Origin of the sequence: Methyloversatilis sp. (genome assembly GCF_965284615.1) — a bacterium.
Taxonomy (GTDB): Bacteria; Pseudomonadota; Gammaproteobacteria; order Burkholderiales; family Rhodocyclaceae; genus Methyloversatilis.
On the sequence record NZ_OZ260098.1, the window covers coordinates 3,104,396 to 3,131,209 of the forward strand.

Sequence of the window (26,814 nt, forward strand, 5' to 3'; positions counted from 1 at the left end):
GCAATTTCGGCGTTCATGACCTGTTCAGCGGTTTCCTTGCAATAACCGGGCCAAGCAGGCAAAGCGCTCGACTTACCCCTCGCGCAGCAGACCATCCGCCTTGTAGCGCGCAAGTTTATACCGCAGCGTGCGTTCCGAAATGCCGAGTTTCTCGATGGCCTTCTTGCGCGAACCACCGACTGCGGCCAGCGTTTCGAGGATGAGGTCGCGTTCCATGTCGCGCACCGATTTCACCTTGACCGGCGCGTCCGGCGTGGCATTCGGCGGCGCATCGTTTGCGGCAGGCACCGGCGCCGCAGCAGCCAAGGTCGGCGCCGGTTCGCTCACCGGACGCGGCGCGACACGCTGGCTGCCGAGCACGATGTGCTCCGCCTCGACCGCATCACCCGGCGCCAGAATGGCGGCGCGCTGCATGGTGTTCTCCAGTTCGCGCACATTGCCGGGCCAGTCATGGCCGGCAAGGATTGCCGCCGCCGATTCGCCCAGCTTCAGTGCCCTGCCCTGCGCCTTGGCGCAGGCCGCGAGAAAGTGGCGTGCCAGCGGCACGATGTCACCCGGCCGCTCGCGCAGCGAAGGAATGGCGATCGGGAACACGTTCAGGCGGTAATAGAGATCCTCGCGGAAGCGACCCGCGCGCGCCTCGGCTTCCATGTCGCGGTTGCTGGTGGCCAACACGCGGATGTCGAGCGGCACCGGCTTCTTGCCGCCGACGCGCTCGACCTCGCGTTCCTGCAGCACGCGCAGCAGCTTGGCCTGCAGCGACAGCGGCATTTCGGATATTTCGTCGAGCAGCAGCGTGCCACCGTCGGCCTGTTCGAACTTGCCGGCCTGTGCGGTCGTGGCGCCGGTGAAGGCACCCTTTTCGTAGCCGAACAGCGTCGCTTCGAGCAGGTTGTCGGGAATCGCCGCGCAGTTGATCGCGATGAAGGGCTGGCCAGCGCGCGCCGACTGCTGATGGATGTAGCGCGCGAACACTTCCTTGCCGGTACCGGACTCGCCGGTCAGCAGCACGGTCGCCTCGGACTTCGCCACGCGCGACGCAAGGCCCAGCACCTGACGGGTGCGGGCGTCCTCCGACACCATGTCGGTCGGTGCCACCACCGGTGCGGCGTAGCGGTCGATGTGAGCGAGCAGCACGTCCGGTTCGAAGGGCTTGAGCAGGAAATCGCAGGCGCCGGCGCGCATCGCCGCCACCGCCTTCTCGACGTCGCCAAAGGCGGTCATCAGCAGCACGGGCAGAACCGGCTCGCGGGCGCGGATTTCGCGCAACAGCGTGAGACCGTCCATCGGCTGCATCTTCAGGTCGGTGATGACCAGGTTCAGCGCGTGCTCGCCGGTGTTGCGCTCGATCATGCGCAGCGCCTGCGGGCCGTCTGCGGCGCCGATGACGCGGTGGCCGGCGCATTCGATCGCCAGGCACAGCGCATCGCGCAGATTGGGTTCGTCCTCGACCACCAGGATGTTCAGCTTCTCGCTCATTGCCCGTTCTCCAGCACTACGTCTTCAGGCGTCTGCGCAGGCAGGCGCAAGGTGAAACGGCTGCCCGCGCCCGGCGCGGACTCGCATTCGATGTCGCCGCCGTGCACGCGCGCCACGCCGCGTGCGATCGCCAGCCCCAGCCCGGTCCCCTCTTCCCGCGTGGTGAAGAAGGGCTCGAACAATCTTTCCTGTATCTCGCGCGGGATGCCGCGACCGTTGTCACGTACGACGAAACTGACGCTGCCGTCCGTCGCTTCGACCGCCAGCGCCACCTCGCCACCGTCGGCGCAGGCCTGCACCGCGTTCTCCAGCAGGCTCACCAGCGCACTGGCCACCGCCTTGCGGTCGCCGGACACGCTGCCTGACGCCGCCTCCACCGTCAGCCGCACGCCGGCCTGGCGCGCCACCGGCTCGACCGTGTGCTGCAGTTCGTCAACCAGCGTCGCCACGTCTATCGCTTCGCGGCCCAGTACCTCGCCGCGCGCGAACATCAGCGTGTCGCGGATCAGCCGTTCGAGATGCCGCAGCCGGCCCTGCGCGCGCGAGGCGATCGACTTGACGTCGTCCGGCGCCATGTCACGCGAAATCAGCGTACCCACGTACAAAGTCGCCGCCGCCAGCGGCGTGCGCAACTGGTGCGCCAGCGAGGCGGCCATTTCGCCCATCGCCGCCAGCCGCTCGTTGCGCGCGGCGGCGATCTTCAGCGCGTGCTGACGCGTCATGTCGTGCAGCAGCACGATGCGCGCATCCTCGCCGGCCAGCCGCGCCTCGCTCATCGACAACCTGCGCGGCTGTCCGTCGGTGCCGATGCAGTCCCATTCGGCCGGTGCGTCCGACGGCTGCAGTCGGGCGGCACTGCTCTCCCAGCCTGCCCCGGCGCGCGCACCCACCATATCCAGTGCGGCCGGATTGGCCTGTTCGATCGCACCCGCACCATCCACCACGACCACGCCGGCCGGCAGCTGGTTCAGCAGCGTGCTCAGCCGATCGGTCAGGCGCGCTTTTTCCTCGTACTGACGGCGCAGCTCGCCGTTGGCCTGCGCCAGCTCCTCGGTCAGGCTGGCCACCTGCTTTTCCAGCGCCCCATAGGCCTCGGTCAGTTCGGCCGAAGCGGCATTGAACAAACGGAAGGCCTCCGCCAGCCGCGCCGCCTCCTCGGGGGCAATGCGGGCCGGTTCGGCGGCGCTGGCGGACGGCTCTGACATGCGTGTCGTAGACAGGGGATTGATCGATGGTGCCAGCGTAGCAAGCGTCAAGCCACGGATTGGCCGGAATCAGCCGGCCAAAAACCCGCCTTATTCATGGAACGCCACGCGCGAGGGGGGCAGAGAATCCGTCCCATCCTCGATGGTGTGCCGATGCGTTGACACCCGGCATTCGAGCAACTTGCAAGAGACGAACCATGGCCGACGCCGTACTCGATCCGAACGCCGCCCCCGCCTCGCCGGCAACGCCGCTGGCACTGGCCCAGCAACGGCTGGCCGAAATGCCGATGCAGAAGAAGATGGCGCTGGCCGGCGGGCTGGCGATGGCCATCGCGTTGCTGGTCGGGCTGATGCTGTGGAGCCGTACGCCCGACTACGAGGTGCTCTTCTCCAATATCAACGACAAGGACGGCGGCGCCATCGTCGCCGCACTCCAGCAGGGCAACGTGCCCTACAAGTTCTCCGAGGGTGGCCACGCCATCCTGGTGCCGTCGCAGTTCGTCCACGACACCCGCCTGAAGCTGGCGGCGCAGGGTCTGCCGCGCGGCGGCTCGGTCGGTTTCGAGCTGATGGAAAGCCAGAAGCTCGGTCAGTCGCAGTTTTCCGAACAGGTGACCTACCAGCGCGCCCTCGAAGGCGAGCTGGCGCGCACCATCGGTACGCTGGCGGCGGTCAACGGCGCACGCGTTCACCTGGCCATCCCGAAACAGAGCGCCTTCCTGCGCGACGACCAGAAGCCGTCGGCCTCCGTCGTGGTCAGCCTGCTCGGCGGCCGCACGCTGACGCCGGAACAGGTCGGCGGCATCGTTCACCTGGTGGCTTCCAGCGTGCCGCAGCTGCAGCCGACCAGCGTGTCGGTGCTCGACCAGAACGGCAATCTGCTGTCGAACAACCGCGATGCCAAGGACAACGCGTCGCTGAACCCGACCCAGCTGAAGTACGTGGGCGAAATCGAGGCGGCCACCATCCGTCGTATCGAGGGCATCCTCGAACCGCTGGTCGGTCGCGGCAATTACCGTGTCCAGACGGCGGCCGACATCGACTTCAATCAGGCCGAACAGACGGCGGAAACCTACAAGCCAAACCCGACGCCGAACGCGGCCATTCGCAGCCAGCAGCTCAGCGAGTCGGAAACCAATCAGCCGAATGCCGCCGGCGTGCCGGGCGCACTGACCAACCAGCCGCCGACGCCGGCCACCGCACCGGTCACCACGCCGCCGGCGCCGGGCACGCCGGCGGTCGAAGGCGCCAACGGCCAGCCGGCAATGCTGCCGATCAATACGCGCAAGGACTCGACCACCAATTACGAGCTCGACAAGACGGTGCAGCACGTCCGCCAGTCGGTCGGCCAGATCAAGCGGCTGTCGGTGGCGGTGCTGATTAACCACAAGACCGAGACCGACAAGGACGGCAAGGTGGTACAGGTGCCGTTGAACGAGGAGGAAATTCAGCGCATCACCGCGCTGACGCGTGAGGCGATGGGCTTCAACGAAGGTCGCGGCGACACGATCAATGTCGCCTCCGCGCCGTTCACCGAAGTGGTCGATGCAGCGCCCGAAACGCCGCTGTGGAAAGACCCGGAAACCATGGGTTTTGCGCGCGAACTGCTGAAGTATCTGCTGGTCGCTGGCGTCGCGGCCTACCTGCTGCTCGGCGTGCTGCGCCCGCTGGTGCGCAATCTGACCACGCCGGCAGAAGCGGACGAGAACGAGCCCGAAGTACGCGACGTGACACTCGACGAGAACGGCCAGCCCATCCCGGGCGCCCTCGCCGGCGGCTCGGCTGCGCAACTCGAGATGTCGCCGGAAGCGCGGGCCCAGCTCGACTTCGAAACGAAGCTCGAATCGGCGCGTGAATTCGCGAAGAACGACCCGAAGGCGGTGGCCGAAGTGATCAAGCACTGGGTGAGCGGCGATGAATGACGAGGGAATCGAACGCAGTGCCCTGCTGCTGGTGACGCTGGGCGAGGACGCCGCCGCCGAGGTGCTGCGCCACCTCGGCCCGCGAGAGGTGCAGAAGATCGGCACCGCGATGGCCGGACTGAAAAACGTGCCGCGCGAGAAGGTGCAGGCGGTGCTCGACCTGTTCGACGAGGCGACCGCTGCCGGCAGCCGCGTGTCGGCCGACGAGACGCTGATCCGCAACATGCTTACCAAGGCACTGGGCGAGGAACGCGCCGGTCACCTGCTGTCGCGCATCCTGAACGACTCCGACACCGCCGGCATCGAGGGCCTGAAGTGGCTCGATGCCGCCACCATCGCCAACCTGATCAAGAACGAGCACCCGCAGATCATCGCCACCATCCTGACCCACCTGGAGTTCGACCAGGCGGCCGAAGTGCTCAAGCTGTTCGTGGAACGGCTGCGCAATGACGTGGTACTGCGCATCGCCACGCTTGATGGCGTGCAGCCGGTGGCGTTGCGCGAGCTGAACGAGGCGATGTCGCGCGTGCTGTCGGGTTCGGCCAAGATGAAGAAGACGACGCTGGGCGGCATCAAGGCCACCGCGGAAATCCTTGGCTTCGTCGGCAGCGCCAACGAGTCGGCCATCCTCGATGCGGTGAAGGAATACGACGCCGATCTGGCGCAGAAGATCGTCGACGAAATGTTCGTGTTCGAGAATCTGCTCGACATCGACGACCGCGGCATCCAGACGCTGCTGCGCGAGGTCAGCGGCGATCAGCTGGTGCTGTCGCTCAAGGGTGCCTCGCCTGAACTGCGCGAGAAGATATTCAAGAACATGTCCTCGCGCGCCGCCGAGGCGCTGCGCGAGGACCTCGAAGGCCGCGGCCCGGTGAAGCTGTCGGAAGTCGAGGCCGAGCAGAAGGAAATCCTGAAGATCGCCCGCCGCCTGGCCGAGGAAGGCCAGATCGTCATGGGTGGCAAGGGTGGCGAGGAAATGCTTTGACGATGGCCCGCTCTGAGGCAGGCTGCGCACGATGAACAGCGAATCCTTCACTGCCTGGCAGATGCCGGTGTTCGATACGCCGGAAGCCGCACCTGCGCCGGCGCCGGAACCGGCTGTCGATGCCGACCAAGCGCATCCCCCCGCGATGGCGCCGGAGAATGCGACTGCGGTTGACACGGACGACGAGACGCCGGCGCCCTTCCGCTTTCCCACCGCCGACGACATCGAGAAGCTGCAGCAGGAGGCGCACCGCGAGGGCTATGCCGCCGGCTACGAGGAGGGCACGGCGCGTGTGCGCATGGAAGCGATGCGCCTGCACAGCGTCGTCGAGCAACTGGAAGAGGCTCTGGCAGCGCTCGACAACTCGATCGCCCGCGAGGTGCTGAACCTCGGCGTCGAAATCGCGCGCAACGTCGTGCGCCAGACCATACGGGTGAATCCCGAGGTAGTGGTCGCCGTCGTGCGCGAGGCAATCAACCAGCTGCCGCACCAGCACACCGCCATATACCTGAACCCGGAGGACGCGTCGGTCGTGCGCAGCCATATCGGCGACCAGCTCACGCACGCGGGCCACCGCATCTTTGAGGACGGCGCCATCGCGCGTGGCGGCTGCAAGGTCGAATCCGGCGGCAGCCAGATCGACGCCACGGTCCCGACGCGCTGGGACCGCATCGTCGAATCGCTGGTCGATGGCGCGGAGTGGCTGGAACATGACTGAATCGACGTTGGAGCCGGACAGCGCGGACAGCACGGACGAGCATCCGGAGGCGGCCGGCAAACCGAATGTGCACGTGCGCAAGTGGTCCGGCTTCCTGACCGACTGCGGCACGCTCGCCGGACGCGTCAATCCCTATCAGCACGCCGGTCGCCTGACCCGCATCAACGGTCTGGTGATGGAAGCGGCCGGCCTCAAGCTGCCGCTGGGTTCGGGCTGCCGCATCATGGTCCCGGGCGGCAACAGCTGCGAAGCCGAGGTGGTCGGCTTCAACGGCGAAAAGCTTTTCATGATGCCGACCGACGACGTGGTCGGCCTCGCGCCGGGCGCCCAGGTCATCCCGCTCGAAACCGCCCCGCAACGACCGACAACGACCGAGCGGCTGGAGCCGCGCCGGCGCGCCTCCGACCGCGCCAAGCACCTGCCGGTCGGCGACGCCCTGCTCGGTCGCGTGGTCGATGGCGCCGGCCGCCCGCTCGACGGGCTCGGCCCGCTGATCACCCGTCATTCGCGCTCGGTGGCCAGTCGCGCCGTCAACCCGCTGCTGCGCGAGCCGATCAAGCGCACGATGGACACCGGCATCCGCTCGATCAATTCGCTGCTCACCGTGGGCCGCGGTCAGCGCATCGGCCTGTTCGCCGGCTCGGGCGTCGGCAAGTCGGTGCTGCTTGGCATGATGGCGCGCTTCACGTCCGCTGAGGTCGTGGTGGTGGGGCTGATCGGCGAACGGGGTCGCGAAGTGAAGGAGTTCATCGAGCAGATCCTCGGCGCCGCCGGTCTCGCCCGCTCGGTGGTGGTCGCAGCCCCCGCCGACACCAGCCCGCTGATGCGCCTGCAAGGCGCGGCCTACGCCACCACGGTGGCCGAATGGTTCCGCGACCAGGGGCGGCACGTGCTGCTCATCATGGATTCGCTGACCCGCTATGCGATGGCGCAACGCGAAATCGCGCTGGCCATCGGCGAGCCGCCGGTGACCCGCGGTTACCCGCCGAGCGTGTTCGCCCGCCTGCCACAGCTGGTCGAGCGCGCCGGCAACGGCCCGGAAGGTGGCGGTTCGATCACCGCCTTCTACACCGTGCTGGCGGAAGGCGACGACCAGCAGGACCCGATCGCCGACTCGGCGCGCGCCATCCTCGACGGCCACTTCGTACTCACGCGCCAGTTGGCCGACTCAGGCCACTACCCGGCGATCGACATCGAACAATCGGTTTCGCGTGCCATGCACGGCCTGGTCAAGCCCAGTCATTTCGATCTGGTGCGCCGCTTCAAGGGCTACTGGTCGCGCTATCAGCGTGCGCGCGACCTGATCGCCGTCGGCGCGTACGCGCCCGGCGCCGACCCGCAACTGGACCAGGCAGTGAACATGTTCCCTACGCTGGAGGCCTTCCTGCAGCAGCGCATGGACGAGCGCGAGGGCTACGAGGATGCGGTCATGAAGCTGCACCAGATCTTCGGTCAGACGCCATGATTGCAAAAATCCGTCACTGGCCGAAAATGCGTGATCTGGATCACGCCCGGCCCCGCTGATCGGAACGATGCTTTCAAGTCATGGCTGAACAATTCCGACTCCAATCCATCCTGGATCTCAGCGTCACGCGCATGGACGAAGCCGCCCGTGCATTGGCTGCGCTGATGGCCAGCGAACAGGACAACACGCGCAAGCTCGACATGCTCGAGCAGTACCGCAACGAGTACCAGGGCCAGTTCATGGCGGCCGCACGCAGTGGTCTTACGCCCAATCAGTGGTCCAATTACCGCGCCTTTCTTGCCCGCATCGACGACGCGATCAGCCATCAGCAGAGGCAGGTCGAACGCTCGCGCGATCTCGCTCAGGCCGGTCAGCGCGAATGGCTGGACACCCGTACCCGGGTCAAGGCATTCGAAACACTGTCCGACCGACACCACGCAGGCGTTGCCCGCAAGCAGGCCCGTGCCGAGCAGCGCGTGAACGACGATCGTTCAGGCCGTCAGGTCAACGACGACTGAGCGTCTCCACCCGTACCGGCAACTGGCACGGATAGTGCTGTGGTCCCTCCGTCACAGGAGAGATCACCATGCCGGCACCGACGCTTACCCTGCCCACTTCATCCACGCCACTCGCCACGTCCGGCCCGGTCGGAGACATCCGCGGCATTGCTGGCGAAATCAGCGGCGAAGACGCTGCCGCCTTCGCCAACCTTCTCAAGGACAATCTGCAGGCCAGCGGACAGGGGCGCGAGCTTCCGCCCGAACTGCTGGCCGACCTGATGGCCGACGCCATCAAGCCGGACGAGGACGCGCAGGAACTGATCACCACCGAAACACCACAGAGCGGCGCCGACATGCTCGCCGCCGGCCTGCTGCTGACGCCTGTGCTGCAGCTGGCCGATGCGCTGAAAACGGCTGCCTCCAGCGAAAGCGAAGCCACGACGGCATTGTCTGACCTCACCGGCGGCAATGGCGGCAAGCCGGCCAAGGGCAATGCCGAGCCGCTGGCGGCAGGGATTGCCGCCCAGGCCGGCAGCGAAACGGAGGTGGACGGCAAAACGCTGCCGGACTTCGACCTCGCAGCCGACGTGCTGCCCGATGCCTTCGCCGACAACACCACCGGTACGATGCAGCAGGCACAGCACGCCGACTTCCGCGCCCATATGGCGGCAGCCCAGCAGCCGAAGACCGAGATGACGGTCGCCACACCGGTGAGCCAGCCCGGCTGGGCCGACGACGTCGGCCACCAGATCAGCTGGCTGGCCGACCAGGGCATGAGCAAGGCCGAACTGGTGCTGACGCCGCCTCACCTGGGTCGCATCGAAATCACGCTGGAAATCGGCTCCGACCTGAGCACCGCACAATTCGTATCGGCCAGTCCGCTGGTACGCGAAGCGCTCGAACAGGCGATGCCGCGTCTGCGTGAAATGCTGGCCGAAGGCGGCATTTCGCTGGGCGAGGCGAACGTCAGCAGCGACCAGCCCTCGCGCGAGGGCCAGGGCGGAGAACAGCGCGGCCAGCGCGGTCGAGACAGCGGCGAGCTTGCGGTCAGCCAGACAGCCCGGCGCGGCACCGGACTGGTCGATCTGTTCGCCTGACTCACCTCCGGAATCTGGGGCAGCCGCAAAGGTCGGGATGCACCTGTCGAGCAAAAAACCGCTCCGGCACTAAAAAAACGGATCAATCAGCCGTTATTCGGACATTGAAAGGCATGTGTGCCCGCCGACAATTCCGAATCAGACAGGAGCATCGAATATGGCCAAAGCAGCCGCCACACCGGACGAAGCCGGAGCAGACGCACCGAAGAAGAAGGGCAACAAGATGCTCGTCATCATCATCGCCTTGCTGGTGGTGGTGATACTGGGCGGCGCCGCGGCCTTCTTCATGATGGGTGGCAGTCATGCCGACGAAGGCGAGGACGGCGAAGAAGTCGTTGCCGAGGACGATCATGACGCGGCGGCCAAGGAAGCGAAGAAGGCCAAGCTGAAGAAGAAGAAGGACGCGGAAGCCAAGGGCCTGCCGCCGGTCTTCGTCGAACTCGACCCCTTCACCGTCAACCTGCAACCGGAGAGCGCGGTTGACCAGTACCTGCAGGTCAAGGCGACACTGCGCGTCGATGAACAGCCGGCAGCCGACAACCTGAAGGCCTATATGCCGGAGATTCGCCACCGTGTGCTGATGCTGCTGTCCGGCAAGAAAGCCTCCGATCTGGGTACCACCGAAGGTCGCGAGCAACTGGCGGAAGACATCAAGCACGCGGTCAATGCCATCGTCGGCGAGGTGCCGCGCAACCGCAAGGGCGAACCCGAAGAGCCGATAGGTCCGGTCGAATCGGTGCTCTTCACCTCCTTCATCGTGCAGTAGCGCGGAAGAGAACAGCGAGGAAGATCATGTCCGACTTTCTTTCCCAGGAAGAGGTCGATGCCCTGCTGAAGGGTGTCACCGGCGAAACCGACGAAGCCGTCCAGGAGGACGACACCGGCGGCATTCGCCCGTACAACCTCGGCACCCAGGAAAGAATCGTCCGCGGGCGCATGCCCACGCTGGAGCTGATCCACGAGCGTTTCGCCCGTTACCTGCGCATCGGCCTGTTCAACTTCATGCAGCGCAGCGCCGAGATTTCGCTCGGCCCGATCCGCCTGCAGAAGTACTCGGAATTCATCCGCAATCTGGTGGTACCGACCAACCTGAACCTGGTCCAGGTGAAGCCGCTGCGCGGTACCGGTCTCGTCGTGTTCGACCCGAATCTGGTGTTCCTGGTCATCGACAACATGTTCGGCGGCGACGGACGCTTCCATACGCGGGTCGAGGGGCGCGATTTCACGGCGACCGAACAGCGCATCATCCATGGCCTGCTCGACGTGTTCTTCGCCGAGTACGAGCGCTCGTGGGAGCCGGTGCACAAGATCAAGTTCGAGTACATGCGCTCGGAAATGAACTCGCAGTTCGCCAACATCGCCACGCCGTCGGAAATCGTCGTCGCCTCGACCTTCACCGTCGAACTGGGCGGCGTGTCGGCGGAGATGCACATCTGCCTGCCCTATTCGATGGTCGAGCCGCTGCGCGACATCCTCAATTCGTCGATGCAGAGCGACAGCGTGAGCTCCGACAACCGCTGGATCAAGCTGCTGACCCGCCAGGTGCAGGACGCGGCGGTCGAACTGGCGGTGAATCTCGGCGACGGCTCGCTCACGCTGGGCGGCCTCAACAACCTAAAGGTTGGCGACATCATTCCGATAACTATCCCAGAGACAGTGACGGCCTCGGTCGATGGCATAGACGTGTTGCAGTGCAAGTACGGCGTGCAGAACGGGCACTACGCATTGCGCATCGAGCGTTTCATGGCCGGCGAAGAAGAGTTGATCGAGCACGCCCTGAACGCCCAGGGCAAGAAGACAGGTGAGGAAAAACCATGAGCGATCTGGCCGAAGCCGAAGAGCAAATCAGCGACGATGACTGGGCCGCCGCGATGGCGGAACAGACCACCGCAGACGAAGCGCTCGCTGCACTGGACGCCGGCAACACGACGGCGGAAGCGCAGCCGGCGAACATATTCCAGCAGTTCGGGGAAAGCGCGAACAAGCCTGCCGAGGGCCTGCGCGACTTCGAAATGATCCTCGACATCCCGGTGCAGCTGACCGTGGAACTGGGCCGTACCAAGATTTCCATCCGCAATCTGCTGCAACTGGGGCACGGCTCGGTGGTCGAGCTCGACGGCATGGCGGGCGAGCCGATGGACGTGCTGGTCAATGGCACGCTGATTGCGCAGGGCGAGGTGGTGGTGGTGAACGACAAGTTCGGCATCCGCCTCACCGACATCATCACCCCAGCCGAGCGCATGAAGAAGCTCAAGCGCTGAAGCCCACGAACCTCCTCCTGATTCGACCAGATTGAATCGGGTTTCAGGGCGACGCAGATGCGTCGCCCTTTTTCTTTGCCACCGCGCCTTTCCGCTCAGTCCAGCCGTGGCGTGCCCGCCCGGTCGATCAGCGGCAGCGTGTGGTCGCTTTCGTCCTTCAGTCCGACACCGGTGAGGCGCAGCGCACTCGCCTGCTGCATCAGCCAGTTCAAGCGATAGGCGGCAGCACCATAGGGCTGGCCCTCGGGCCGCACATTCGATATGCAGTTGCGCTCGGCGTCCGACCTGCCGACGCGTGGCGCCCATGTGAGATAGACACCCAGGCTGTCCGGCGAACTGAGCCCCGGCCGCTCACCGATCAGCATGGCCACCATGCTTGCGCCCAGCGCCTCGCCGACCTCGTCGGCCAGCGCCACGCGCGCCTGGGTGGCGATCACCACCGGCGCGATGCACCAGCCCTCTGGCAGCAGTGGATAGAGCGCCGCGAGCAGCGGCACCGCGTGCCGCGCCACCGCCGCCGACGACAATCCGTCGCCGATCACCACCGCCAGATCGCAGCCCTCGCCGCGCATGCCGTCCAGCCGCACGCGGTCATCGGCGTCGAGCCGGCGGCCAAGGTCGGGCCGGCGCAGATAGGTTTCGCGGTCGGGCGCCCGGCTTTTCACCGGCAATGCCGGCCAGTCCTGCGCGTTCAGTTCGGAGGCCAGCACCGCCACGTCGAGCGGCGTGTGGATGGCGTCGCGGGCCAGCGCGTGGGCCAGACCGAAGCCCAGCGCTTCCGCGGTGGGCACGGCGTTGCCGACGCGGCCCAGACCGATGCGCGCCGACGTGAAACTTCGCCACAGCGCCCAGGCATCCTTGCTGTCGCTCAGCGCGCCGTCCTTGTCTTCATCCTTCATCGCACATCTCTTCACGTTCCTCGCGCCGGCCCCGGCCGTCGCTGCCCGGGGCCGACGCCATTTCAGAAGGCCTTGGTCACGCTGACGAACAGCTTGTCCTTCGCAATGTCGGAATCCGACCGCCCGTTGTCCAGGCTGACGAAGTCCTTGTACGCGTTCGGCTCGCTCGATGCCGAGTAGAACACGCCGGCCGACCAGCCATCCGGCAGCGCGCGGGTGACGCCGACCTTGTAGTAGGTGATGTCCAGTCCGGTCGAATTGCGCACGATCTGGCGACCGATCTGACCGCTGACGTTCCACCCTTCGGCCACGTCGTATGCAGCGTTCAGTTCGAAGTAATGCGAACCGCGCGTGTTGCCGGTGACGCCGGCCGACAGGTCGCCGAAGAAGCCACCATTGACCGGCGAGTTGTTGGTGCTCCAGCCGAAGTACTCGTTCAGCGTGCGACCGGTCTTGAAGGTGAGCCATTCCCAGTTCAGCGCGACATAGGCCTCTGCGGTGTCGAGACGATTGCGCGCGTTGAAGCCGGTGAAGGGCGAATCGTCCCAGTTGGCACCCGGGTACATGTAATACACGGCGCCGACATCGACGCCTATCGTGTCCGCCACCTTGGTGCGATAGCCGCCATAGAGATCGGTTTCGACCGCTGCGCCCGGCAGCCAGTGATCGGACACGTTCGAGGCGAAGAAGCCGGCGTAGAAACCCGAACGGTGCGCGGCCTCGATGCTGAACTGCAGCGCCGGCCCGCCCCAGGTCTGCGACTGGCCGCGGAAGATGTAGTCGCTGACCAGCGTGACGCTCATCGGCACGGTCCAGTCCGAGGCCGGCGCGGCCTCCTCGGCGTGAGCCAGCGGCGCGGCGGCGAACAGGGCTGCACAGAGCAGTGTGGTGTGGCGGATCGAAGTCATGAAGAAAGCTCCCGGTCTGTTTGAGATGGATGTCGATTTCACGCGGCGCGCGGCGAGGGCAGCGCAGCCAGCGAGGTGATGCCGTTGACCAGCGCGCGGCCGCTGCCGCGCAGCAGTTCGCCGTTCGGATCGGTCAGGCCGATGGACTGCAGCCAGCGCTCGAATTCGGGTGCGCGTTTCAGGCCCAGCGTGCGGCGCAGGAACAGCGCGTCGTGGAAGGAGGTGCTCTGGTAATTGAGCATGATGTCGTCCGCCCCCGGCACGCCGATCACGAACGGAATGCCGGCGGCGCCGAGCAGCACCAGCAGCGTGTCCATGTCGTCCTGATCGGCTTCGGCGTGATTGGTGTAGCAGACGTCGCAACCCAGCGGCAGGCCGAGCAGCTTGCCGCAGAAGTGATCCTCCAGCCCGGCGCGGATGATCTGCTTGCCGTCGTAAAGGTATTCAGGACCGATGAAGCCGACCACGGTATTGATCAGCAGCGGCTTGTAGCGACGCGCCACCGCGTAGGCGCGCGCCTCGCAGGTCTGCTGATCGACGCCATGGTGGGCGTTGGCCGACAGCGCACTGCCCTGCCCGGTCTCGAAGTACATGACGTTGTCGCCCAGCGTGCCGCGACCGAGCGACAGCGCCGCGTCATACGCCTCGTCGAGCACCGCCAGACTGACGCCGAACGAGGAGTTCGTCCTTTCGGTGCCGCCGACCGACTGGAACACCAGGTCCACCGGCGCGCCCTGCTCGATCAGCTTCACCGTATTGGTCACGTGCGTCAGCACGCAGCTCTGGGTCGGGATGTCGAAGCGTTCGATCAGCTCGTCCAGCATGTGCAGCAGGCTGGCGATGGCGGGCAGGCTGTCGGACGCCGGATTGATGCCGATCACCGCGTCGCCGGCGCCGCACAGCAGGCCGTCCAGCGTCGAGGCGGCGACGCCGCGCAGGTCGTCGGTCGGGTGGTTGGGCTGCAGCCGCACCGCCAGATGGCCGGGCAGGCCGATGGTGTTGCGGAACTGCGTCACCACGCGGCACTTGCGCGCCACCGCGATCAGGTCCTGGTTGCGCATGAGCTTGCTCACCGCCGCCACCATTTCCGGCGTCAGTCCCGGCGACACTGCGGCCAGCGTGTCGGCGTCGGCCGCGTCGTCGAGCAGCCACTCGCGGAAACCGCCCACCGTCAGATGGGCGATCGGTGCGAAGGCTTCGCGGTCGTGGCTGTCGATGATCAGGCGGGTGATCTCGTCCTCCTCGTACGGCACCAGCGCTTCGCTCAGGAAGGTGGCGAGCGGGATGTCGGCCAGCGCGTGCCGCGCCGCCACCCGGCGCAGCGCGGAGCCGGCGGCCACGCCGGCCAGCACGTCGCCGGAGCGGGCCGGGCTGGCGCAGGCCATCACCGTCTTCAGGTCGGGGAAGCTGAACGCCTCCCCGCCCACCGTCACGCGATAAGCCATGGCGCTCTCCTCAGCGGCTGCCGGCCAGCATCACGTCTTCAGGCGCGTCGGCACGCTGCTGGCCGGTCAGGAAGAAGTAGGCCGAGGCGAGCGCGAACAGACCGAGGAAGACGCCGGCCAGCAGCGTGTTGAACCACACCATCGCGCCGAGGCAGAACACGCCCAGCGCCAGCGCGATGGCCGGGAATACCGGATAGAACGGCGCGCGGTACGGACGTTCCAGCAGCGGCTCGCTTTTGCGCAGCTTGAACAGCGAGGCCATCGACATGATGTACATGACGATGGCACCGAACACCGACATGGTGACGATGTTGGCGGTCAGCGTCTGGCCGCCGAAGCTGATCCACGAGTCGCTGAAGATGGCGACCACGCCGATTGCGCCCCCCGCCAGCAGTGCGCGGTGCGGCGTCTGGAAACGCGGGCTGAGCGCGGCGAAGTAGCGCGGCAGGTAGCCGGCGCGGGCGAGCGCGAAGATCTGCCGCGAGTAGCCCATGATGATGCCGTGGAAGGAGGCGATCAGGCCGAACAGTCCGATCCACACGAGCATGTGCAGCCAGCCGCTGTTCTCGCCCACCACCGCCTTCATCGCCTGCGGCAGCGGGTCGTTGATGTTGGAAATCTGACGCCAGTCACCGACGCCGCCAGCGAAGATCATGACGCCGAAGGCAAGCACCAGCAGGGTGAGGATGCCTGCGACGTAGGCGATCGGAATCGTGCGCTTCGGGTCGCGCGCCTCCTCGGCCGCCATCGCCGCCCCCTCGATCGCCAGGAAGAACCAGATGGCGAACGGGATGGACGCGAAGATGCCCGCCAACGCAACGCCGGAGAACTCGTTCTGACCGGCCCAGCCGTTGGCGACGAAGTTCGCCATGCTCCAGCCCGGCGCGACGATGCCCATGAACAGCAGCAGTTCGAAGATGGCCAGCAGCGTCACGAACAGTTCGAAGGTGGCGGCGATGCTCACCCCCACCCAGTTCAGCGCGATGAATACGACGTAGGCACCGAGCGCGATCATCTTCGGATCGACGCTGGGGAACTGCACGTTCAGGTAGGCGCCGATGGCCAGCGAAATCGCCGGCGGCGCAAAAACGAATTCGACCAGCGTCGCGAAGCCGGCGATGAAGCCACCGAATGGCCCGAAGGCGCGGCGCGCGTAGGCGAAGGGGCCGCCGGCATGCGGAATCGCGGTTGACAGTTCGGTGAAGCTGAAGATGAAGGTCGCGTACATCGCGGCGACCAGCACGGTCGCGCACAGGAAGCCGAGCGTACCGGCCGAGTTCCAGCCATAGCTCCAGCCGAAGTACTCGCCCGAAATAACCAGCCCGACCGCAATGCCCCACAGCTGCAGCGGGCCCAGCACCTTCTTCAGCGACTGTGGGCCGCCCGCCCCCGCCGCGTTCAGTGTTGACGACATTTTTTCCTCTCCCGGATCTGTTCCGCCCGGCGCGGAACCTCTTTTTCATTCGATCACCGGGAAGGCGTCCCCACTATCCGGAATCGGAAAAGTCGCGGCGGTGCACTATCCCGAATCGGAAAAGCTGTTTGCGGCAGTTGGCACGGGGAATGCTAAGTCCCTGCAATCACGGTACATTCCTGTTCGCGCGAGCGACAGGAGGAGAGGCAGAACATGGGACATGACATCGCGCCAGCCCCGACCGCGGAGGACGCCACCAGAAGCGCCCCGAAGGACGGAATCCGCGTGTGCCGCAGCGACGACGTCGCCGAGCACGCGGACAATATTTCGCGCTGGCATCAGGAATACGAGCAGTTGTCGGGGGGCGTGTTCAGCGGCTGCATCCGCGAGATGCTGGTCGAGGACGGCCCGCGGCTGCAGGTTTTCCACGAGTACACGGAACAGGAAACCAGCCAGCAATGCGGCCCGTGGTCGGGCTCGGTATGGATGGGCCTGCCCGATCTGTCACGCACCGGCGAAGTGCGCTTCTGTGGCCGGCCGCACAGCGATGGGGTGCACCTGATGATGGCGCGTGCCAGCAGCGGCTTCACGCTGCGCACGCCGCGCGACTTCGGCATCTACGGCATCGTCGCCGACGAAGGCTGGCTCGCCTCACGCCTGACCGGCCGCCACGGCCACAAGCTCGAACAGCTGCTGCTGCACGGCTCGGTCGCCAGCCGCGCGCTCAGTCCGTCGCGGCACAGCGAACTGTGCTTCCTGATCGAAGGCCTGCTGGAACCGGTCGGTGCCACCACACCGTCCGGCGATCTGTGTGCCGATCTGGTCGATCTGCTGCTCGACAGCTTGGGCGACGACCCGACGCCGCCGTCGCGCACCGCGCTCGAACAGCGCCGTTTCGACATCGTGATGCAGGCGCGGCGCATCGCACTGAAGCCCGAAAGCTCGGTCGATGGCGTCGATGAACTGTGCGAACGCCTGCACGTCACGCGCCGCACGCTGCAGAACCACTTCAACAGCGTGCTCGGCATGGCGCCGAAGGATTACCTGAAGCGCGTGCGGCTGAACGCGGTGCGGCGCGCGCTGCAGCATGGCAGCGACCCGGCGCGCAGCGTGCACGACATCGCGATGCAATGGGGCTTCTGGCACCTTGGGCATTTTTCGCATGACTACCGCGAACTGTTCGGCGAACTGCCGTCCAGTACATTGCGGCGGGCGCTGAACGGGACGTTCTGAAGCGGGCGGCAGTGAGGGCGGTCGTTGTGAGCGCGGCCAAGGCCGCGACGTGTCCGCCCCACGCCGCGTTAACGAAAAAGGGCGACCGCTTGCGCGGTCGCCCCTCGCACACCTGTCTCACGACAGTTGCGCGGAATCAGGTCTTTGGCTTCTCCGGCTGGGAGCTCTGGGGTTTGGCGTCGCCGTGCTTTTCGCCTGGGCATGCAAGAACGGCACTGGACGACGCAAACATCGCCAGCCCCAGCAGGATCGCGAGACGTTTCATCACGGATCACCTCCTTTCGTGGTTGCAGAGCCTTCACAATAGGCGCTGACCCCACCCCGCGCAAGAGAGGATTACTTCCGGATGTTGCACTGGCTGCGCCGACTCGTTTCCGCCGTCGAACCCGAATTGCCCGACGTACCTGACGAGCAGTGGGAACGCATCGAGGCCCGCCTGCCCTGGCTCGATTTCCTCGACCCCGCCGACCGGCCGCGCCTGCGTGAACTGGCGCGGCAGTTCATCGCCGGCAAGGAATTCCACGGTGCCCACGACACCGTGCTGACCGACGACATGCTGCTCGAGATCGCGCTGCAGGCCTGCGTGCCGGTGCTCAATCTCGGGCTGGACTGGTACGACGACTGGGTCGGCGTGGTGGTCTATCCGGGCGACTTCGTCGTGCCGCGACGGGTGACCGACGATGCCGGCGTCGTGCATGAATACGAGGACACGCTGGTCGGTGAGGCGTGGGAAGGCGGTCCGGTACTGCTGTCTTGGCAGCCGGAATCGCTGGCGGCCGACGGCATCAATGTGGTCATCCACGAGTTCGCGCACAAGCTGGACATGCGCAACGGCGAGCCGGACGGCCTGCCGCCGCTGCACGCCGGCATGAGCGTGCAGCGCTGGGCCAGCGTGTGGTCAACCGCCTACGAGCGCTTCTGCGCTGACGTCGATGCGGGCGTCGATACCGGCATCGACGAGTACGCCGCGGAAAGCCCAGCCGAGTTCTTCGCTGTCATGTCGGAGTGCTTCTTCGAGATCCCGGATCTGATACAGCAGGCCTGGCCGGATCTGTACGAGCAGCTGGCCCGCTTCTATCGGCTCGACCCTGCACCGCGCGCCCGCGCGCTGTTCCCGCCGGACGCCGCATGATCGAGGAACTGATCGCCTGGGCACGCATGGAGTGTCTGCCGGCAGCGCAGCGCCTCGGCCTGCGCCGCGAGGCGGCCGCACTGGCCGTGCGCCATCGCCGCCTGCGCGCGCAGTGGGCGGACCACATCGCGCAGACCCGTGCCGCATTGCTCGCCTCTGCCCGCCGTGCCGCCGCACTTCCCGATGCACCGCGTCGCGCCTGGATCATGGGCGCCGGTCTGCTACAGGACGTGCCACTGCGCGAACTGCTAGACCTGTTCGAAACCATCGATCTGGTGGACGTCTGCTTCGGCCCGGCTGCGCGCGCCGCCGCTCGCCGCCATCGAGGCCGGGTGCGCTGTGCACGGCAGGACGTGAGCGGCGTGCTGGAAGACCTGTCGCGCGATCCGCAGCGCGCTTCACCACCGATGCCCGCCGACGCCTGGTGCGCCTCGGTGAACCTGCTGTCGCAACTGCCACTACTGCCGTGCGCGGCACTGCTGAACAGCGGTGAGGCCGAGGCGGCCGTCGAACGCTACGGCACGGCAATACAGCAAGCGCACATCGACGCGCTGAGCCGCGTGCCACACGCCTGTCTGATCGTCGAGTACGCGCAGACACGAGCGACTGCGCCGGACGAAGTACTGCTGCCCGGTCTGCAGGACCGCCTCTTCAGCGCCGGCTGGGCCAGCGGCTCACGCTGGCACTGGCCGCTGAACCCGGAAGGCGAAGCCGACGAACCTTCCGGACGGGCGATGCAGGCGTGGTGGCGCAGCGGCGACGCCGGCCGCTGAAGACAAGCCCCTTCGCTGTACTCACCGCACACGCGCCCTCTCCCGGGGATGCGCGCGCCTCTGTGGGAGCGGCCGTGGCCGTGACACGGACGCCGCTGTCCGCAGTCTTGATGCAGGCCGCCGTCGGGGTCAGAAGACCCCTCCCACAGAACCCTCGCCCAGGCTCCAACCACGGATCGGGCGTGCTTCCCGGTGGGAGCGGCCTTGGCCGCGACGCGGCCGCCGCACGCGGCACATGTCGATCCGAAGCACACCTCGAAATCCCCGCTACGCAACGCGTCAGGCGTGCGCACGCTCCGCCCCCGCGAGCACCCGCGCAAACGCCCGAGCCAGCGGTGCGCGGGCGGCGTCCGCGCCTTCCATCTGCGCGCGCACGATGGCGCCTTCGATCGCCAGCAGCAGGTCGGCCGCCATCTCGTCGGGTCGCGCGCAACCGGCCTCGCGACAGGCAACTTCGATGCGCGCTGCCAGTTCCCGCTTGTGGGTCACCGTCATCGCCGGTGCTTCCGTACCCGCTTCGGCGTGACTGTTGATGAAAGCGCAGCCGCGGAAGCCGGGCGCGCGAAACCAGTCGTCCAGCGCAGCGGGCAGCGCGGTGAGCCAGGCAGCGGCGTCCGGCGCGCCGGTCAGGCGGCTTTCCAGCCAGCCCATCCAGCGCGCGTGGCGCAGGTCCAGATAGGCCTCGACCAGCGCCTGCTTGGTCGGAAAGTGGCGGTAGAACGAAGCCTTGGCGACACCCGACTCGGCAATGATGCGGTCGATGCCGGTGGCGCGCAGTCCGTGCCGGTAAAACAGCCGGTAAGCGCATTCGAGGACGCGGGTTCGCGCATCCTGCTCCGGCAGCGGACCGGGACCGGCTAGATCGTCGAGAGATGTGAACATCCATTCATGTTGACAGACAGACCTGTCTTGTTCAAGTATGTAGACAGACCTGTCTCTTTCCCACCACCGGAGCATTGCCATGACCGACGCCCCCCGCCCGCCCCTGCCGCCCTTCACGCCCGAAACCGCTGCGCAGAAGGTGCGCGCCGCCGAAGACGGCTGGAACAGCCGCGATCCGCAGCGCGTATCGCTGGCCTACACCGCCGACAGCCGCTGGCGCAATCGCGCGGAATTTCTGCGCGGCCGCGCCGAGATCGTCAACTTCCTGACCCGCAAGTGGGCGAAGGAACGCGAGTACCGGCTGATCAAGGAACTGTGGTGCACCGCCGGCAACCGTATCGCCGTGCGTTTCGCCTACGAATGGCAGGACGACGCCGGCAACTGGTTCCGCTCCTATGGCAACGAGAACTGGGAGTTCGACGACAACGGCCTGATGGCGCACCGTCACGCCAGCATCAACGATCTGGCGATCAGCGAGTCCGAACGCCTGTTCCGCTGGCCGCAGGGACGGCGCCCCGACGATCACCCCGGTCTGTCCGAACTGGGGCTCTGACGAAGCAGCCGCCGGTGTCGCGAAGGTCAACGCGGGCCGGCGGTCGGCGGTAGATTGCGGGGCGCTGCGGCCACGCCGCCCGCCCTTCAACGACCGCGAGATCCCGTTCATGTCCAGCCCGCTCTTCCAGCCCTACGACCTCGGTGGCCTGAAGCTGTCCAACCGCATCGTCATCGCGCCGATGTGCCAGTACTCGGCCAGCGACGGCAATGCAACCGACTGGCATCTGATGCACGTCGGCCAGATGGCGCTGTCGGGCGCCGGCCTGTTCGTGATCGAGGCGACCGCGGTCGAGGCCGAAGGTCGTATTTCCGCCGCCGACCTCGGCCTTTGGAACGACGCCAACGAAGCGGCGCTGCGCCGCGTGCTCGAAGGTGTGCGCGCCCACTCCGGCATGCCGATCGCGATCCAGCTCGGTCACGCCGGCCGCAAAGCCTCGGTCGCAAGACCTTGGGAAGGCGGCGCGCAGATCGCGCCGACCGCCGGCGGCTGGCAGACCGTGGCGCCCTCCTCGATCCCGCACGCTGCGCACGAGAACCCGCCACTGGCGCTCGACGCTGACGGCCTGCGACGCGTGCGGACGGCTTTCGCCGAAGCCGCTAAACGCGCTGCGCGGCTCGGGCTGGACGCGATCGAGGTGCATGGCGCCCACGGCTATCTGCTGCACCAGTTCCTTTCGCCGCTGGCGAACACACGTGACGACGCCTACGGCGGCGCACTGGAGAACCGTCTGCGCTTCCCGCTCGAGGTGTTCGACGCGGTGCGCGAAGCCTTCCCGCACGACCGGCCGGTCGGCATGCGCATTTCCGCCAGCGACTGGGTGGACGGTGGCTGGGACATCGAACAGAGCGTGGTCCTCGCGCAGGCGCTGAAGGCGCGCGGCGCGAGTTTCATCCACGTGTCGAGCGGCGGCGTATCGACCGCGCAGCAGATTCCGCTCACGCCGGGCTATCAGGTCCCCTTCGCCGAGCGCATCCGCGCCGAAACCGGCCTGCCGACCATCGCCGTCGGCCTGATCACGGAGCCGGAGCACGCCGAGTCGATACTTGCCGCCGGCCGGGCCGACCTGATCGGCCTCGCCCGCGCGATGCTGTACGACCCGCGCTGGCCCTGGCACGCGGCTGCGAAGCTCGGGGCGCAGATCAAGGTGGCGCCCCAGTATCTGCGCTGCGCACCGCGCGAGGTCGCCCGCCTGTTCGGATGAAAAAAAGCCAGGCTCGAGGCCTGGCTCAAAGAAACGCCCGGTTGCCCGGGTCGAGGCGTGAAACTCAGATGCGGTTCATGCGGCGGCGGGCAACGAAGCCCACCATGCCCAGACCGGCCAGGAACATGGCGTACTCGGACGGTTCCGGCACCGGTGCGGTAATCGGTGCGAAGCCTTCGAAGGTGGCGGTGCGCAGCGGCGGTGACGTGCCGTCCAGGCTCGGCGCCTGGCGGATGGTCACCGCGCCGGAGAGGTAGGCGAACTCGGTGGCATTGGTCTTCAGCACATACCAGCCGGTCGTCGGGTTGCCTTCCTCGACCGAAATGTCGGTACGGAAGTTGACCACGTTGTCGTCGAACACATCGACCGGGTTGGTCGGACGGGTACGCACACCGTTGGAGGTGTGCGCGACGCTCTGCAGGCGGAAATCGCTGTCAGTGCCCGAGTCGTACCAGCCGACCGACACATCGTAGCCGGCGAAACCGCTGCGCAAAATGTCGTTGATTTCGACCTCGTACTCGAGATCTCCGATCTCGATCTCGCCGACTTCCAGCGTGAAACGCGACGCGAAGGCCAGCGTGCCGTCGGTGTAGCGATAGACGTAGTCGTAGAAAGTGCCGACGTCGGTGCCGTCATAGATCACCGAGCTGATGCGACGGGCGACCTGGGTGTAGCCGTTGTCGGCCGGAGCCCAGTCGGCGCCGAGGAAGAGCGGATCGGTCGCCGTGTTGTTGGTACCGGTGATGCGCAGCGTGCCGCTTTCCGGCAGCGCGACGAAAGCCCAGGCGGAGTGAGCGGAAAAGCCGAGCAGCAGGGACAGCGCAAGGGTCTTGATCTTCATGGGGAATTTCCTCTTTTTGGTGTGTGTGTCAGAACATCAGGCGCGCAGGCGACGGCGCACGACGGCACCGATCAGGCCCAGACCTGCAAGGAACATGGCGTACTCGGAGGGCTCCGGAACGGCGGCGACGGTCGGCGCGAAACCGCCGATCGAGCTGTACAGCAGGGCCTGGCCCTCTTCGCCCGCCTGGTAGTAGCCGATCGCGTCCGTCATCCACTTGTAGTCGGTGGCGTCGGTCTTCAGCAGATACATGCCACTGAAGGGGTTGCCCTCGGACAGGTTCACGTCGGCCTGGAAGGCGACCGCGTTCAGGTCCAGCAGCGGCGTGCCGGTCAGCGAACGCACATCGCTGCGCGAGGCGTTGTACATGCGCAGGTCGAAGTCGCCGTAGAACAGCCAGGCGGCCTTCACGTCGAACACTTTGTCGCCTTCGACGAAACCGTAGCGGTACATGAAGTTCAGTTCCGCGTCGTCGGCATAGGAGGGCGACTGACCGAGCACGAAGCGGGTGCCGAACACCAGCGAGTTGTCGCGCGAGTCACGGAACACGAAGTCGTAGGCGTCACCGATGGTGTCGCTGCCGAGCGTGATGCCGGTCGTGACGTGGTAGTCGATCAGCGACAAGGTGCCCGACGCCGTCGGCGTGCCGCGCGGAACCGTGCCGCCGATCGCGGCCGTACGCCACTCGGTCGCCGAATAGTCGATGCTCAGCGGCACGTTGGCGTTACTGCCGCTGGCAACGACATTGTTGGTCTGAAGATAGAGCTTGTCACCGGCCGGCTGGTTGGCGCCGGATACCTTGACGGTCGTGTCGTCAGCGGTGCCCAGAATGCCGTCTATGCCGGGGCCGATGGCGTCCGTGTCGTCGGCCGTACCCCACTTCAGGTCCGGGCCGGGGCCGGTGTTCTCCAGCAGGCTGGTGAAGTCACCCGCCTGAGCCGGCGCAGCGATTGCCGCCAGCATTGCTGCCAGGGCTGTTGCGCGTAGTTTCATAGTGCCACCTCCTCAAGTTTCGATCCGCCGGAACGGATCATCAAGTTCGCGTTTGCACGACCGCGCGAACAATCGGTATGAAAATCGGGTGCGAAAGTCAGTTGCTCCGCGGCATGTCGAACGCGTAGGTCAGGCCGATCCAGCCAGCGCGCGGCGAGCCGGGACCGACGAACTGCGAATGGGTCCAGGCGAAGGAGTTGTAGTTGAAGCCGGAGGCGTCACGGGCGCCGAAACTGCCGGCGACGAAAGGATTCAGTTCGAGTTCGCTGGCGGTGACGTACTGCTTGTCGAACAGGTTGTCAACCCGCGCGAACACCGTGAGCTGGGGCGTGATGCGGTAGCGGCCGACGAAGTGGAATACCGCGTAGCCGGCGGTCGAACCCTTGCCGACATAGGCCCGACCGAGACCCGCCGAGCCACCGCCGAAGGAGTCGCCGTACTCGTCGTCACCGCCGGCCTGATGCGCGTTGTTCTCGTTGCCGCGCGAGTACGAACCGGCGTGCGCGATCATGTTCACGCCGAAGCTGAGCTTGTCGGTGGCGTCGTAATTCCAGCCCAGACGCAGCACGTCGCGCGGAATGCCCGGGATGTAGTCACCCGGCTTGATCGTGAATTCGTTGAGCTGGCCCGGCGTCTTGTTCGAACTGCTGTTCGACTGGTTCACCACCCGTGCGGTCGAATCGAAGGTGGCTTCGAGCCGCGTGTAGGCGGCGCGGAAGGTGTGCTTGCCCAGGCGCGCGGTCATGCCCAGTTCGAAGCCTTCGCGCGTCGTGCTCTCGAAGGTGTCGAACACGCCACGGTTCTTGCGGCCGAGCGACACGAACAGGATGTCGTCCTCGAGCTCGGTCACGAACACCGTGGCGTTGAAATCGATCTTGCCCTCCAGCGCGGTACCGCGCAGACCGAACTCGGTACTCAGCGAACGTACCTGCGGCAGATAGGGATCGCTGGTCAGCGCGGTCGGCACCGAACAGCCGATGCTCTTGCCGTTGTTCTGGTTCTCGACTTCCTTGTCGCGCGCACAGCCCAGTTCGATCACCGACGGCGTGCGCGAGCCCTTGCTGACGTTCATGAAGAAGTTCAGTTCAGGTGTCGGCAACCACGACATGCCGAAGGACGGATTGGCGCTGTAGTAGGTGTAATCGCCCTCTGAGCAGAGGAAGCGTGCGGTGGCATCGGCCAGCGTGCCGCAGCGCATCTGGCGGGTGTTCAGGAAGTTCTGCGTGAACTGGTAGAGCGGAATCGGCTTGTCCGACACCAGCTGGTTCTTCACGTGGGTGCGGCTCCAGCGCAGGCCGTAGTTCACGAAGAAGTTGTCCTGCACCGTCCAGGTGTCGGTGGCGAAGATCGCGACCGCCTCGTTCGACCCGGTCAGGTTGTTGCGCTGTATCAGCGTCTCCAGCGGCGCCAGTCCCAGTTCGTCGGCCTTCGACGGATCGGTGTAGATGTTGCGATCACCGTCTATGAAGCCGAGCAACTGGCCCTGGCCATAGCTCATGTCGTTGCGGTCGAAGGTGCCGCCGACCACCACTTGGTGCCGGTCGCCGACATGCACCCACTGCAGTGTCAGCCCCATCGCCTCCTGCGACGTGCCGCCGATGTTGAACAACCCGTTCGGCGCGAAGCCCGGGCAGCCGGGCGAGGTCGGACCGCCGACCGGGTCGTAGGCGCCGTTGGCCGACACGTAGGGGAAGTTGCTCAGCGGGCAGTCGTCCAGACGGCCGTAGGACAGGCGATCGAAGTCGTCCCAGAAGTCGCCGCCGACCGAACGCTGCGTCAGCTTGCGCTGATACAGGCCGAGCGACAGGCTGTCGCGGTCGCTGATGTCGAGGCGGCCGCGCAGATTGATGTGAGTGAGATCGTTGTCGTTGGTGTCGGGCGAGGTGAACACCGACTCCGGTCGCACCTGCCAGTCCTCGTAGGGCACCAGCCCGTTACCGGTGAGCTTGTTGTCGACCTTGAGCAGCGAGCCGGTCAGCTCGACCTTGCCGATGCGCGCATCGATACGGCCGAAGTACTGGTTCACGCTGCTCGGCGAGTTGTCACGCCAGCCGTCCTCACGGAACTCGCTGATCGCGAAGAAGCCGGCCACCGTGCCGTTGTTGCCGCCAACCGCAAGCTGGTTCTGCGAACGACCCCACGAGCCCTGGGTGCGGGTCGCCTCGAAGCGCTGCGAAGTGAAGCCGGACTTGGTCTGCAGCGAAAGCGCGCCGCCTATGGTGTTCAGGCCGAACAGCGGATTCGAGCCCGGAATCAGGTCGGTGCGCTCGATCGCGATGGTCGGGATCAGATCCCAGTTCACCACCTCGCCGAAAGGCTCGTTGACGCGCACGCCGTCGAGGTAGACCGACAGGCCCTGCGGCGTGCCGACCAGCGGCGACGCCGAAAAACCGCGAAAGCTCAGATCCTGCTGGAAGGGGTTGCCCGCATAGTCATTGATCGTGATCGACTGTCCCGTCGTGTTCAGGAAGTCGGTGATGTTGATCGACTGCTGCTGGCGGATGTCCTCGGCGGTCGCGCTCTGCACATTGACGCTCGACTGGTCGCGATCGATCACCACGCCCGGCAGGGGCGTGATGATGCGCGGTGCGCGAATCTCGACCGGTGCCAGCTCGATCACCTCTTCCTCCTGCGCGATTGCGGTACCGGCGAACGGCCCTGCGGCCAGAGCGAGTGCCGCAAGCGACCTCGCCCCTCCTCTTCTTGTATGCCTTGTCATCGACCTCGGTGTAGGACGGACTCCTACAGCGCCACGGGCTATTTGTTTCCCGTCTTGTACCGAGGCGCCTCACCCGGAAACAGGGAAAACATCCCGTGCGGATAACAGGGGGAAAACTTCCCGTTCGCCGGTTTCATTCCCGGGGAATGAACGCATGCCGAAGGCGTAGCGCCGATCGCGCGCGGG

The 26,814-nt window shown here is 66.2% G+C and carries 25 protein-coding genes; 14 read left to right on the plus strand and 11 right to left on the minus strand.

Annotated features, from left to right (window positions below):
- Nucleotides 1-72 precede the first annotated feature (72 nt).
- Nucleotides 73-1,479, minus strand: a complete 1,407-nt coding sequence (locus ACQ66H_RS14735) for a sigma-54-dependent transcriptional regulator (protein ID WP_430434627.1) — start codon at nucleotides 1,477-1,479, stop codon at nucleotides 73-75.
- The gene (locus ACQ66H_RS14740) at nucleotides 1,476-2,684 is read right to left on the minus strand and encodes a sensor histidine kinase (RefSeq protein ID WP_430434628.1); all 1,209 of its coding nucleotides are present in this window, start codon (nucleotides 2,682-2,684) and stop codon (nucleotides 1,476-1,478) included. Before ACQ66H_RS14740 ends, ACQ66H_RS14735 begins: the two co-directional genes overlap by 4 nt.
- A gap of 197 nt (nucleotides 2,685-2,881) precedes the next feature.
- Here ACQ66H_RS14740 and fliF point away from each other — a divergent pair, with 197 nt between their 5' ends.
- The 9 genes from fliF (at nucleotide 2,882) to fliN (ending at nucleotide 11,632) form a co-directional block, all read left to right on the plus strand.
- Nucleotides 2,882-4,606: a flagellar basal-body MS-ring/collar protein FliF gene (gene fliF / locus ACQ66H_RS14745; protein ID WP_430434629.1), complete on the plus strand. Its 1,725-nt coding sequence runs from the start codon at nucleotides 2,882-2,884 to the stop codon at nucleotides 4,604-4,606.
- Entirely contained in the window at nucleotides 4,599-5,591 is a 993-nt protein-coding gene (gene fliG / locus ACQ66H_RS14750) for a flagellar motor switch protein FliG (protein WP_020165334.1), read from the plus strand. Before fliF ends, fliG begins: the two co-directional genes overlap by 8 nt.
- Nucleotides 5,592-5,622: 31 nt before the next feature.
- Complete coding sequence (locus ACQ66H_RS14755; protein ID WP_430434630.1) at nucleotides 5,623-6,309, plus strand: flagellar assembly protein FliH; 687 nt, start codon at nucleotides 5,623-5,625, stop codon at nucleotides 6,307-6,309.
- Entirely contained in the window at nucleotides 6,302-7,774 is a 1,473-nt protein-coding gene (gene fliI / locus ACQ66H_RS14760) for a flagellar protein export ATPase FliI (RefSeq protein WP_430434631.1), read from the plus strand. The genes ACQ66H_RS14755 and fliI overlap by 8 nt, the downstream gene beginning before the upstream one ends.
- A gap of 80 nt (nucleotides 7,775-7,854) precedes the next feature.
- Nucleotides 7,855-8,292: a flagellar export protein FliJ gene (fliJ, locus tag ACQ66H_RS14765; protein ID WP_024300331.1), complete on the plus strand. Its 438-nt coding sequence runs from the start codon at nucleotides 7,855-7,857 to the stop codon at nucleotides 8,290-8,292.
- A gap of 68 nt (nucleotides 8,293-8,360) precedes the next feature.
- Nucleotides 8,361-9,371 (plus strand): flagellar hook-length control protein FliK, encoded by a 1,011-nt coding sequence (locus tag ACQ66H_RS14770; RefSeq protein WP_430434632.1) that lies wholly within the window; start codon nucleotides 8,361-8,363, stop codon nucleotides 9,369-9,371.
- Nucleotides 9,372-9,528: 157 nt separating this feature from the next.
- Nucleotides 9,529-10,137 carry a flagellar basal body-associated protein FliL gene (locus ACQ66H_RS14775; protein ID WP_430434633.1) on the plus strand — a complete coding sequence of 203 codons (609 nt, stop codon included), beginning with the start codon at nucleotides 9,529-9,531 and terminating at the stop codon, nucleotides 10,135-10,137.
- A 26-nt stretch (nucleotides 10,138-10,163) separates the two neighbouring features.
- On the plus strand, nucleotides 10,164-11,189 hold the full coding sequence (gene fliM, locus ACQ66H_RS14780) for a flagellar motor switch protein FliM (protein WP_019917438.1): 1,026 nt from the start codon (nucleotides 10,164-10,166) through the stop codon (nucleotides 11,187-11,189).
- Nucleotides 11,186-11,632 (plus strand): flagellar motor switch protein FliN, encoded by a 447-nt coding sequence (fliN, locus tag ACQ66H_RS14785; protein ID WP_019917437.1) that lies wholly within the window; start codon nucleotides 11,186-11,188, stop codon nucleotides 11,630-11,632. The genes fliM and fliN overlap by 4 nt, the downstream gene beginning before the upstream one ends.
- Nucleotides 11,633-11,727: 95 nt before the next feature.
- On the opposite strand, the gene eutC is transcribed toward fliN, so the two are convergent.
- From eutC to eat, 4 genes are all read right to left on the minus strand, one after another.
- Nucleotides 11,728-12,531: an ethanolamine ammonia-lyase subunit EutC gene (eutC, locus tag ACQ66H_RS14790; protein WP_430434634.1), complete on the minus strand. Its 804-nt coding sequence runs from the start codon at nucleotides 12,529-12,531 to the stop codon at nucleotides 11,728-11,730.
- Between the two features lie 62 nt (nucleotides 12,532-12,593).
- Nucleotides 12,594-13,439: a TorF family putative porin gene (locus ACQ66H_RS14795; RefSeq protein ID WP_430434635.1), complete on the minus strand. Its 846-nt coding sequence runs from the start codon at nucleotides 13,437-13,439 to the stop codon at nucleotides 12,594-12,596.
- Nucleotides 13,440-13,477: 38 nt separating this feature from the next.
- Entirely contained in the window at nucleotides 13,478-14,884 is a 1,407-nt protein-coding gene (locus tag ACQ66H_RS14800) for an ethanolamine ammonia-lyase subunit EutB (protein ID WP_430434636.1), read from the minus strand.
- Between the two features lie 10 nt (nucleotides 14,885-14,894).
- Nucleotides 14,895-16,298: an ethanolamine permease gene (gene eat / locus ACQ66H_RS14805; RefSeq protein ID WP_430434637.1), complete on the minus strand. Its 1,404-nt coding sequence runs from the start codon at nucleotides 16,296-16,298 to the stop codon at nucleotides 14,895-14,897.
- Between the two features lie 213 nt (nucleotides 16,299-16,511).
- Here eat and ACQ66H_RS14810 point away from each other — a divergent pair, with 213 nt between their 5' ends.
- Nucleotides 16,512-17,531, plus strand: coding sequence for a helix-turn-helix domain-containing protein (locus ACQ66H_RS14810; RefSeq protein WP_430434638.1), 1,020 nt, complete (start codon nucleotides 16,512-16,514; stop codon nucleotides 17,529-17,531).
- Nucleotides 17,532-17,667: 136 nt separating this feature from the next.
- Here ACQ66H_RS14810 and ACQ66H_RS14815 read toward each other — a convergent pair whose 3' ends face one another.
- Entirely contained in the window at nucleotides 17,668-17,799 is a 132-nt protein-coding gene (locus tag ACQ66H_RS14815; protein WP_269744947.1) for a hypothetical protein, read from the minus strand.
- A gap of 78 nt (nucleotides 17,800-17,877) precedes the next feature.
- Between ACQ66H_RS14815 and ACQ66H_RS14820 the strand changes: the two genes are divergently transcribed.
- Entirely contained in the window at nucleotides 17,878-18,663 is a 786-nt protein-coding gene (locus ACQ66H_RS14820; protein WP_430434639.1) for a zinc-dependent peptidase, read from the plus strand.
- Nucleotides 18,660-19,436, plus strand: a complete 777-nt coding sequence (locus tag ACQ66H_RS14825; RefSeq protein WP_430434640.1) for a hypothetical protein — start codon at nucleotides 18,660-18,662, stop codon at nucleotides 19,434-19,436. The genes ACQ66H_RS14820 and ACQ66H_RS14825 overlap by 4 nt, the downstream gene beginning before the upstream one ends.
- Before the next feature lie 279 nt (nucleotides 19,437-19,715).
- Here ACQ66H_RS14825 and ACQ66H_RS14830 read toward each other — a convergent pair whose 3' ends face one another.
- A complete protein-coding gene (locus ACQ66H_RS14830; protein WP_430434641.1) occupies nucleotides 19,716-20,318 on the minus strand; it encodes a TetR/AcrR family transcriptional regulator in 603 nt (200 codons plus the stop codon).
- A gap of 79 nt (nucleotides 20,319-20,397) precedes the next feature.
- Here ACQ66H_RS14830 and ACQ66H_RS14835 point away from each other — a divergent pair, with 79 nt between their 5' ends.
- Nucleotides 20,398-20,871 carry a DUF1348 family protein gene (locus ACQ66H_RS14835; RefSeq protein ID WP_430434642.1) on the plus strand — a complete coding sequence of 158 codons (474 nt, stop codon included), beginning with the start codon at nucleotides 20,398-20,400 and terminating at the stop codon, nucleotides 20,869-20,871.
- 109 nt (nucleotides 20,872-20,980) lie between these two features.
- Nucleotides 20,981-22,075 (plus strand): NADH:flavin oxidoreductase/NADH oxidase, encoded by a 1,095-nt coding sequence (locus ACQ66H_RS14840; protein ID WP_430434643.1) that lies wholly within the window; start codon nucleotides 20,981-20,983, stop codon nucleotides 22,073-22,075.
- A gap of 64 nt (nucleotides 22,076-22,139) precedes the next feature.
- Here the strand turns inward: ACQ66H_RS14840 and ACQ66H_RS14845 are convergent, their stop codons facing one another.
- The 3 genes from ACQ66H_RS14845 to ACQ66H_RS14855 form a co-directional block, all read right to left on the minus strand.
- The gene (locus tag ACQ66H_RS14845; RefSeq protein WP_430434644.1) at nucleotides 22,140-22,916 is read right to left on the minus strand and encodes a PEP-CTERM sorting domain-containing protein; all 777 of its coding nucleotides are present in this window, start codon (nucleotides 22,914-22,916) and stop codon (nucleotides 22,140-22,142) included.
- A 36-nt stretch (nucleotides 22,917-22,952) separates the two neighbouring features.
- A complete protein-coding gene (locus ACQ66H_RS14850; protein WP_430434645.1) occupies nucleotides 22,953-23,909 on the minus strand; it encodes a PEP-CTERM sorting domain-containing protein in 957 nt (318 codons plus the stop codon).
- Between the two features lie 97 nt (nucleotides 23,910-24,006).
- On the minus strand, nucleotides 24,007-26,529 hold the full coding sequence (locus tag ACQ66H_RS14855) for a TonB-dependent receptor (protein ID WP_430434646.1): 2,523 nt from the start codon (nucleotides 26,527-26,529) through the stop codon (nucleotides 24,007-24,009).
- Between the last annotated feature and the right edge of the window lie 285 nt (nucleotides 26,530-26,814).

What these genes read in the sequence shown, in the direction of transcription:
- ACQ66H_RS14735 (WP_430434627.1), bottom strand. Translation starts at nt 1,479, where the DNA reads ATGAGCGAGAAGCTGAACATCCTGGTGGTCGAGGACGAACCCAATCTG.
- ACQ66H_RS14740 (WP_430434628.1), bottom strand. Translation starts at nt 2,684, where the DNA reads ATGTCAGAGCCGTCCGCCAGCGCCGCCGAACCGGCCCGCATTGCCCCC.
- fliF (WP_430434629.1), top strand. Translation starts at nt 2,882, where the DNA reads ATGGCCGACGCCGTACTCGATCCGAACGCCGCCCCCGCCTCGCCGGCA.
- fliG (WP_020165334.1), top strand. Translation starts at nt 4,599, where the DNA reads ATGAATGACGAGGGAATCGAACGCAGTGCCCTGCTGCTGGTGACGCTG.
- ACQ66H_RS14755 (WP_430434630.1), top strand. Translation starts at nt 5,623, where the DNA reads ATGAACAGCGAATCCTTCACTGCCTGGCAGATGCCGGTGTTCGATACG.
- fliI (WP_430434631.1), top strand. Translation starts at nt 6,302, where the DNA reads ATGACTGAATCGACGTTGGAGCCGGACAGCGCGGACAGCACGGACGAG.
- fliJ (WP_024300331.1), top strand. Translation starts at nt 7,855, where the DNA reads ATGGCTGAACAATTCCGACTCCAATCCATCCTGGATCTCAGCGTCACG.
- ACQ66H_RS14770 (WP_430434632.1), top strand. Translation starts at nt 8,361, where the DNA reads ATGCCGGCACCGACGCTTACCCTGCCCACTTCATCCACGCCACTCGCC.
- ACQ66H_RS14775 (WP_430434633.1), top strand. Translation starts at nt 9,529, where the DNA reads ATGGCCAAAGCAGCCGCCACACCGGACGAAGCCGGAGCAGACGCACCG.
- fliM (WP_019917438.1), top strand. Translation starts at nt 10,164, where the DNA reads ATGTCCGACTTTCTTTCCCAGGAAGAGGTCGATGCCCTGCTGAAGGGT.
- fliN (WP_019917437.1), top strand. Translation starts at nt 11,186, where the DNA reads ATGAGCGATCTGGCCGAAGCCGAAGAGCAAATCAGCGACGATGACTGG.
- eutC (WP_430434634.1), bottom strand. Translation starts at nt 12,531, where the DNA reads ATGAAGGATGAAGACAAGGACGGCGCGCTGAGCGACAGCAAGGATGCC.
- ACQ66H_RS14795 (WP_430434635.1), bottom strand. Translation starts at nt 13,439, where the DNA reads ATGACTTCGATCCGCCACACCACACTGCTCTGTGCAGCCCTGTTCGCC.
- ACQ66H_RS14800 (WP_430434636.1), bottom strand. Translation starts at nt 14,884, where the DNA reads ATGGCTTATCGCGTGACGGTGGGCGGGGAGGCGTTCAGCTTCCCCGAC.
- eat (WP_430434637.1), bottom strand. Translation starts at nt 16,298, where the DNA reads ATGTCGTCAACACTGAACGCGGCGGGGGCGGGCGGCCCACAGTCGCTG.
- ACQ66H_RS14810 (WP_430434638.1), top strand. Translation starts at nt 16,512, where the DNA reads ATGGGACATGACATCGCGCCAGCCCCGACCGCGGAGGACGCCACCAGA.
- ACQ66H_RS14820 (WP_430434639.1), top strand. Translation starts at nt 17,878, where the DNA reads ATGTTGCACTGGCTGCGCCGACTCGTTTCCGCCGTCGAACCCGAATTG.
- ACQ66H_RS14825 (WP_430434640.1), top strand. Translation starts at nt 18,660, where the DNA reads ATGATCGAGGAACTGATCGCCTGGGCACGCATGGAGTGTCTGCCGGCA.
- ACQ66H_RS14830 (WP_430434641.1), bottom strand. Translation starts at nt 20,318, where the DNA reads ATGTTCACATCTCTCGACGATCTAGCCGGTCCCGGTCCGCTGCCGGAG.
- ACQ66H_RS14835 (WP_430434642.1), top strand. Translation starts at nt 20,398, where the DNA reads ATGACCGACGCCCCCCGCCCGCCCCTGCCGCCCTTCACGCCCGAAACC.
- ACQ66H_RS14840 (WP_430434643.1), top strand. Translation starts at nt 20,981, where the DNA reads ATGTCCAGCCCGCTCTTCCAGCCCTACGACCTCGGTGGCCTGAAGCTG.
- ACQ66H_RS14845 (WP_430434644.1), bottom strand. Translation starts at nt 22,916, where the DNA reads ATGAAGATCAAGACCCTTGCGCTGTCCCTGCTGCTCGGCTTTTCCGCT.
- ACQ66H_RS14850 (WP_430434645.1), bottom strand. Translation starts at nt 23,909, where the DNA reads ATGAAACTACGCGCAACAGCCCTGGCAGCAATGCTGGCGGCAATCGCT.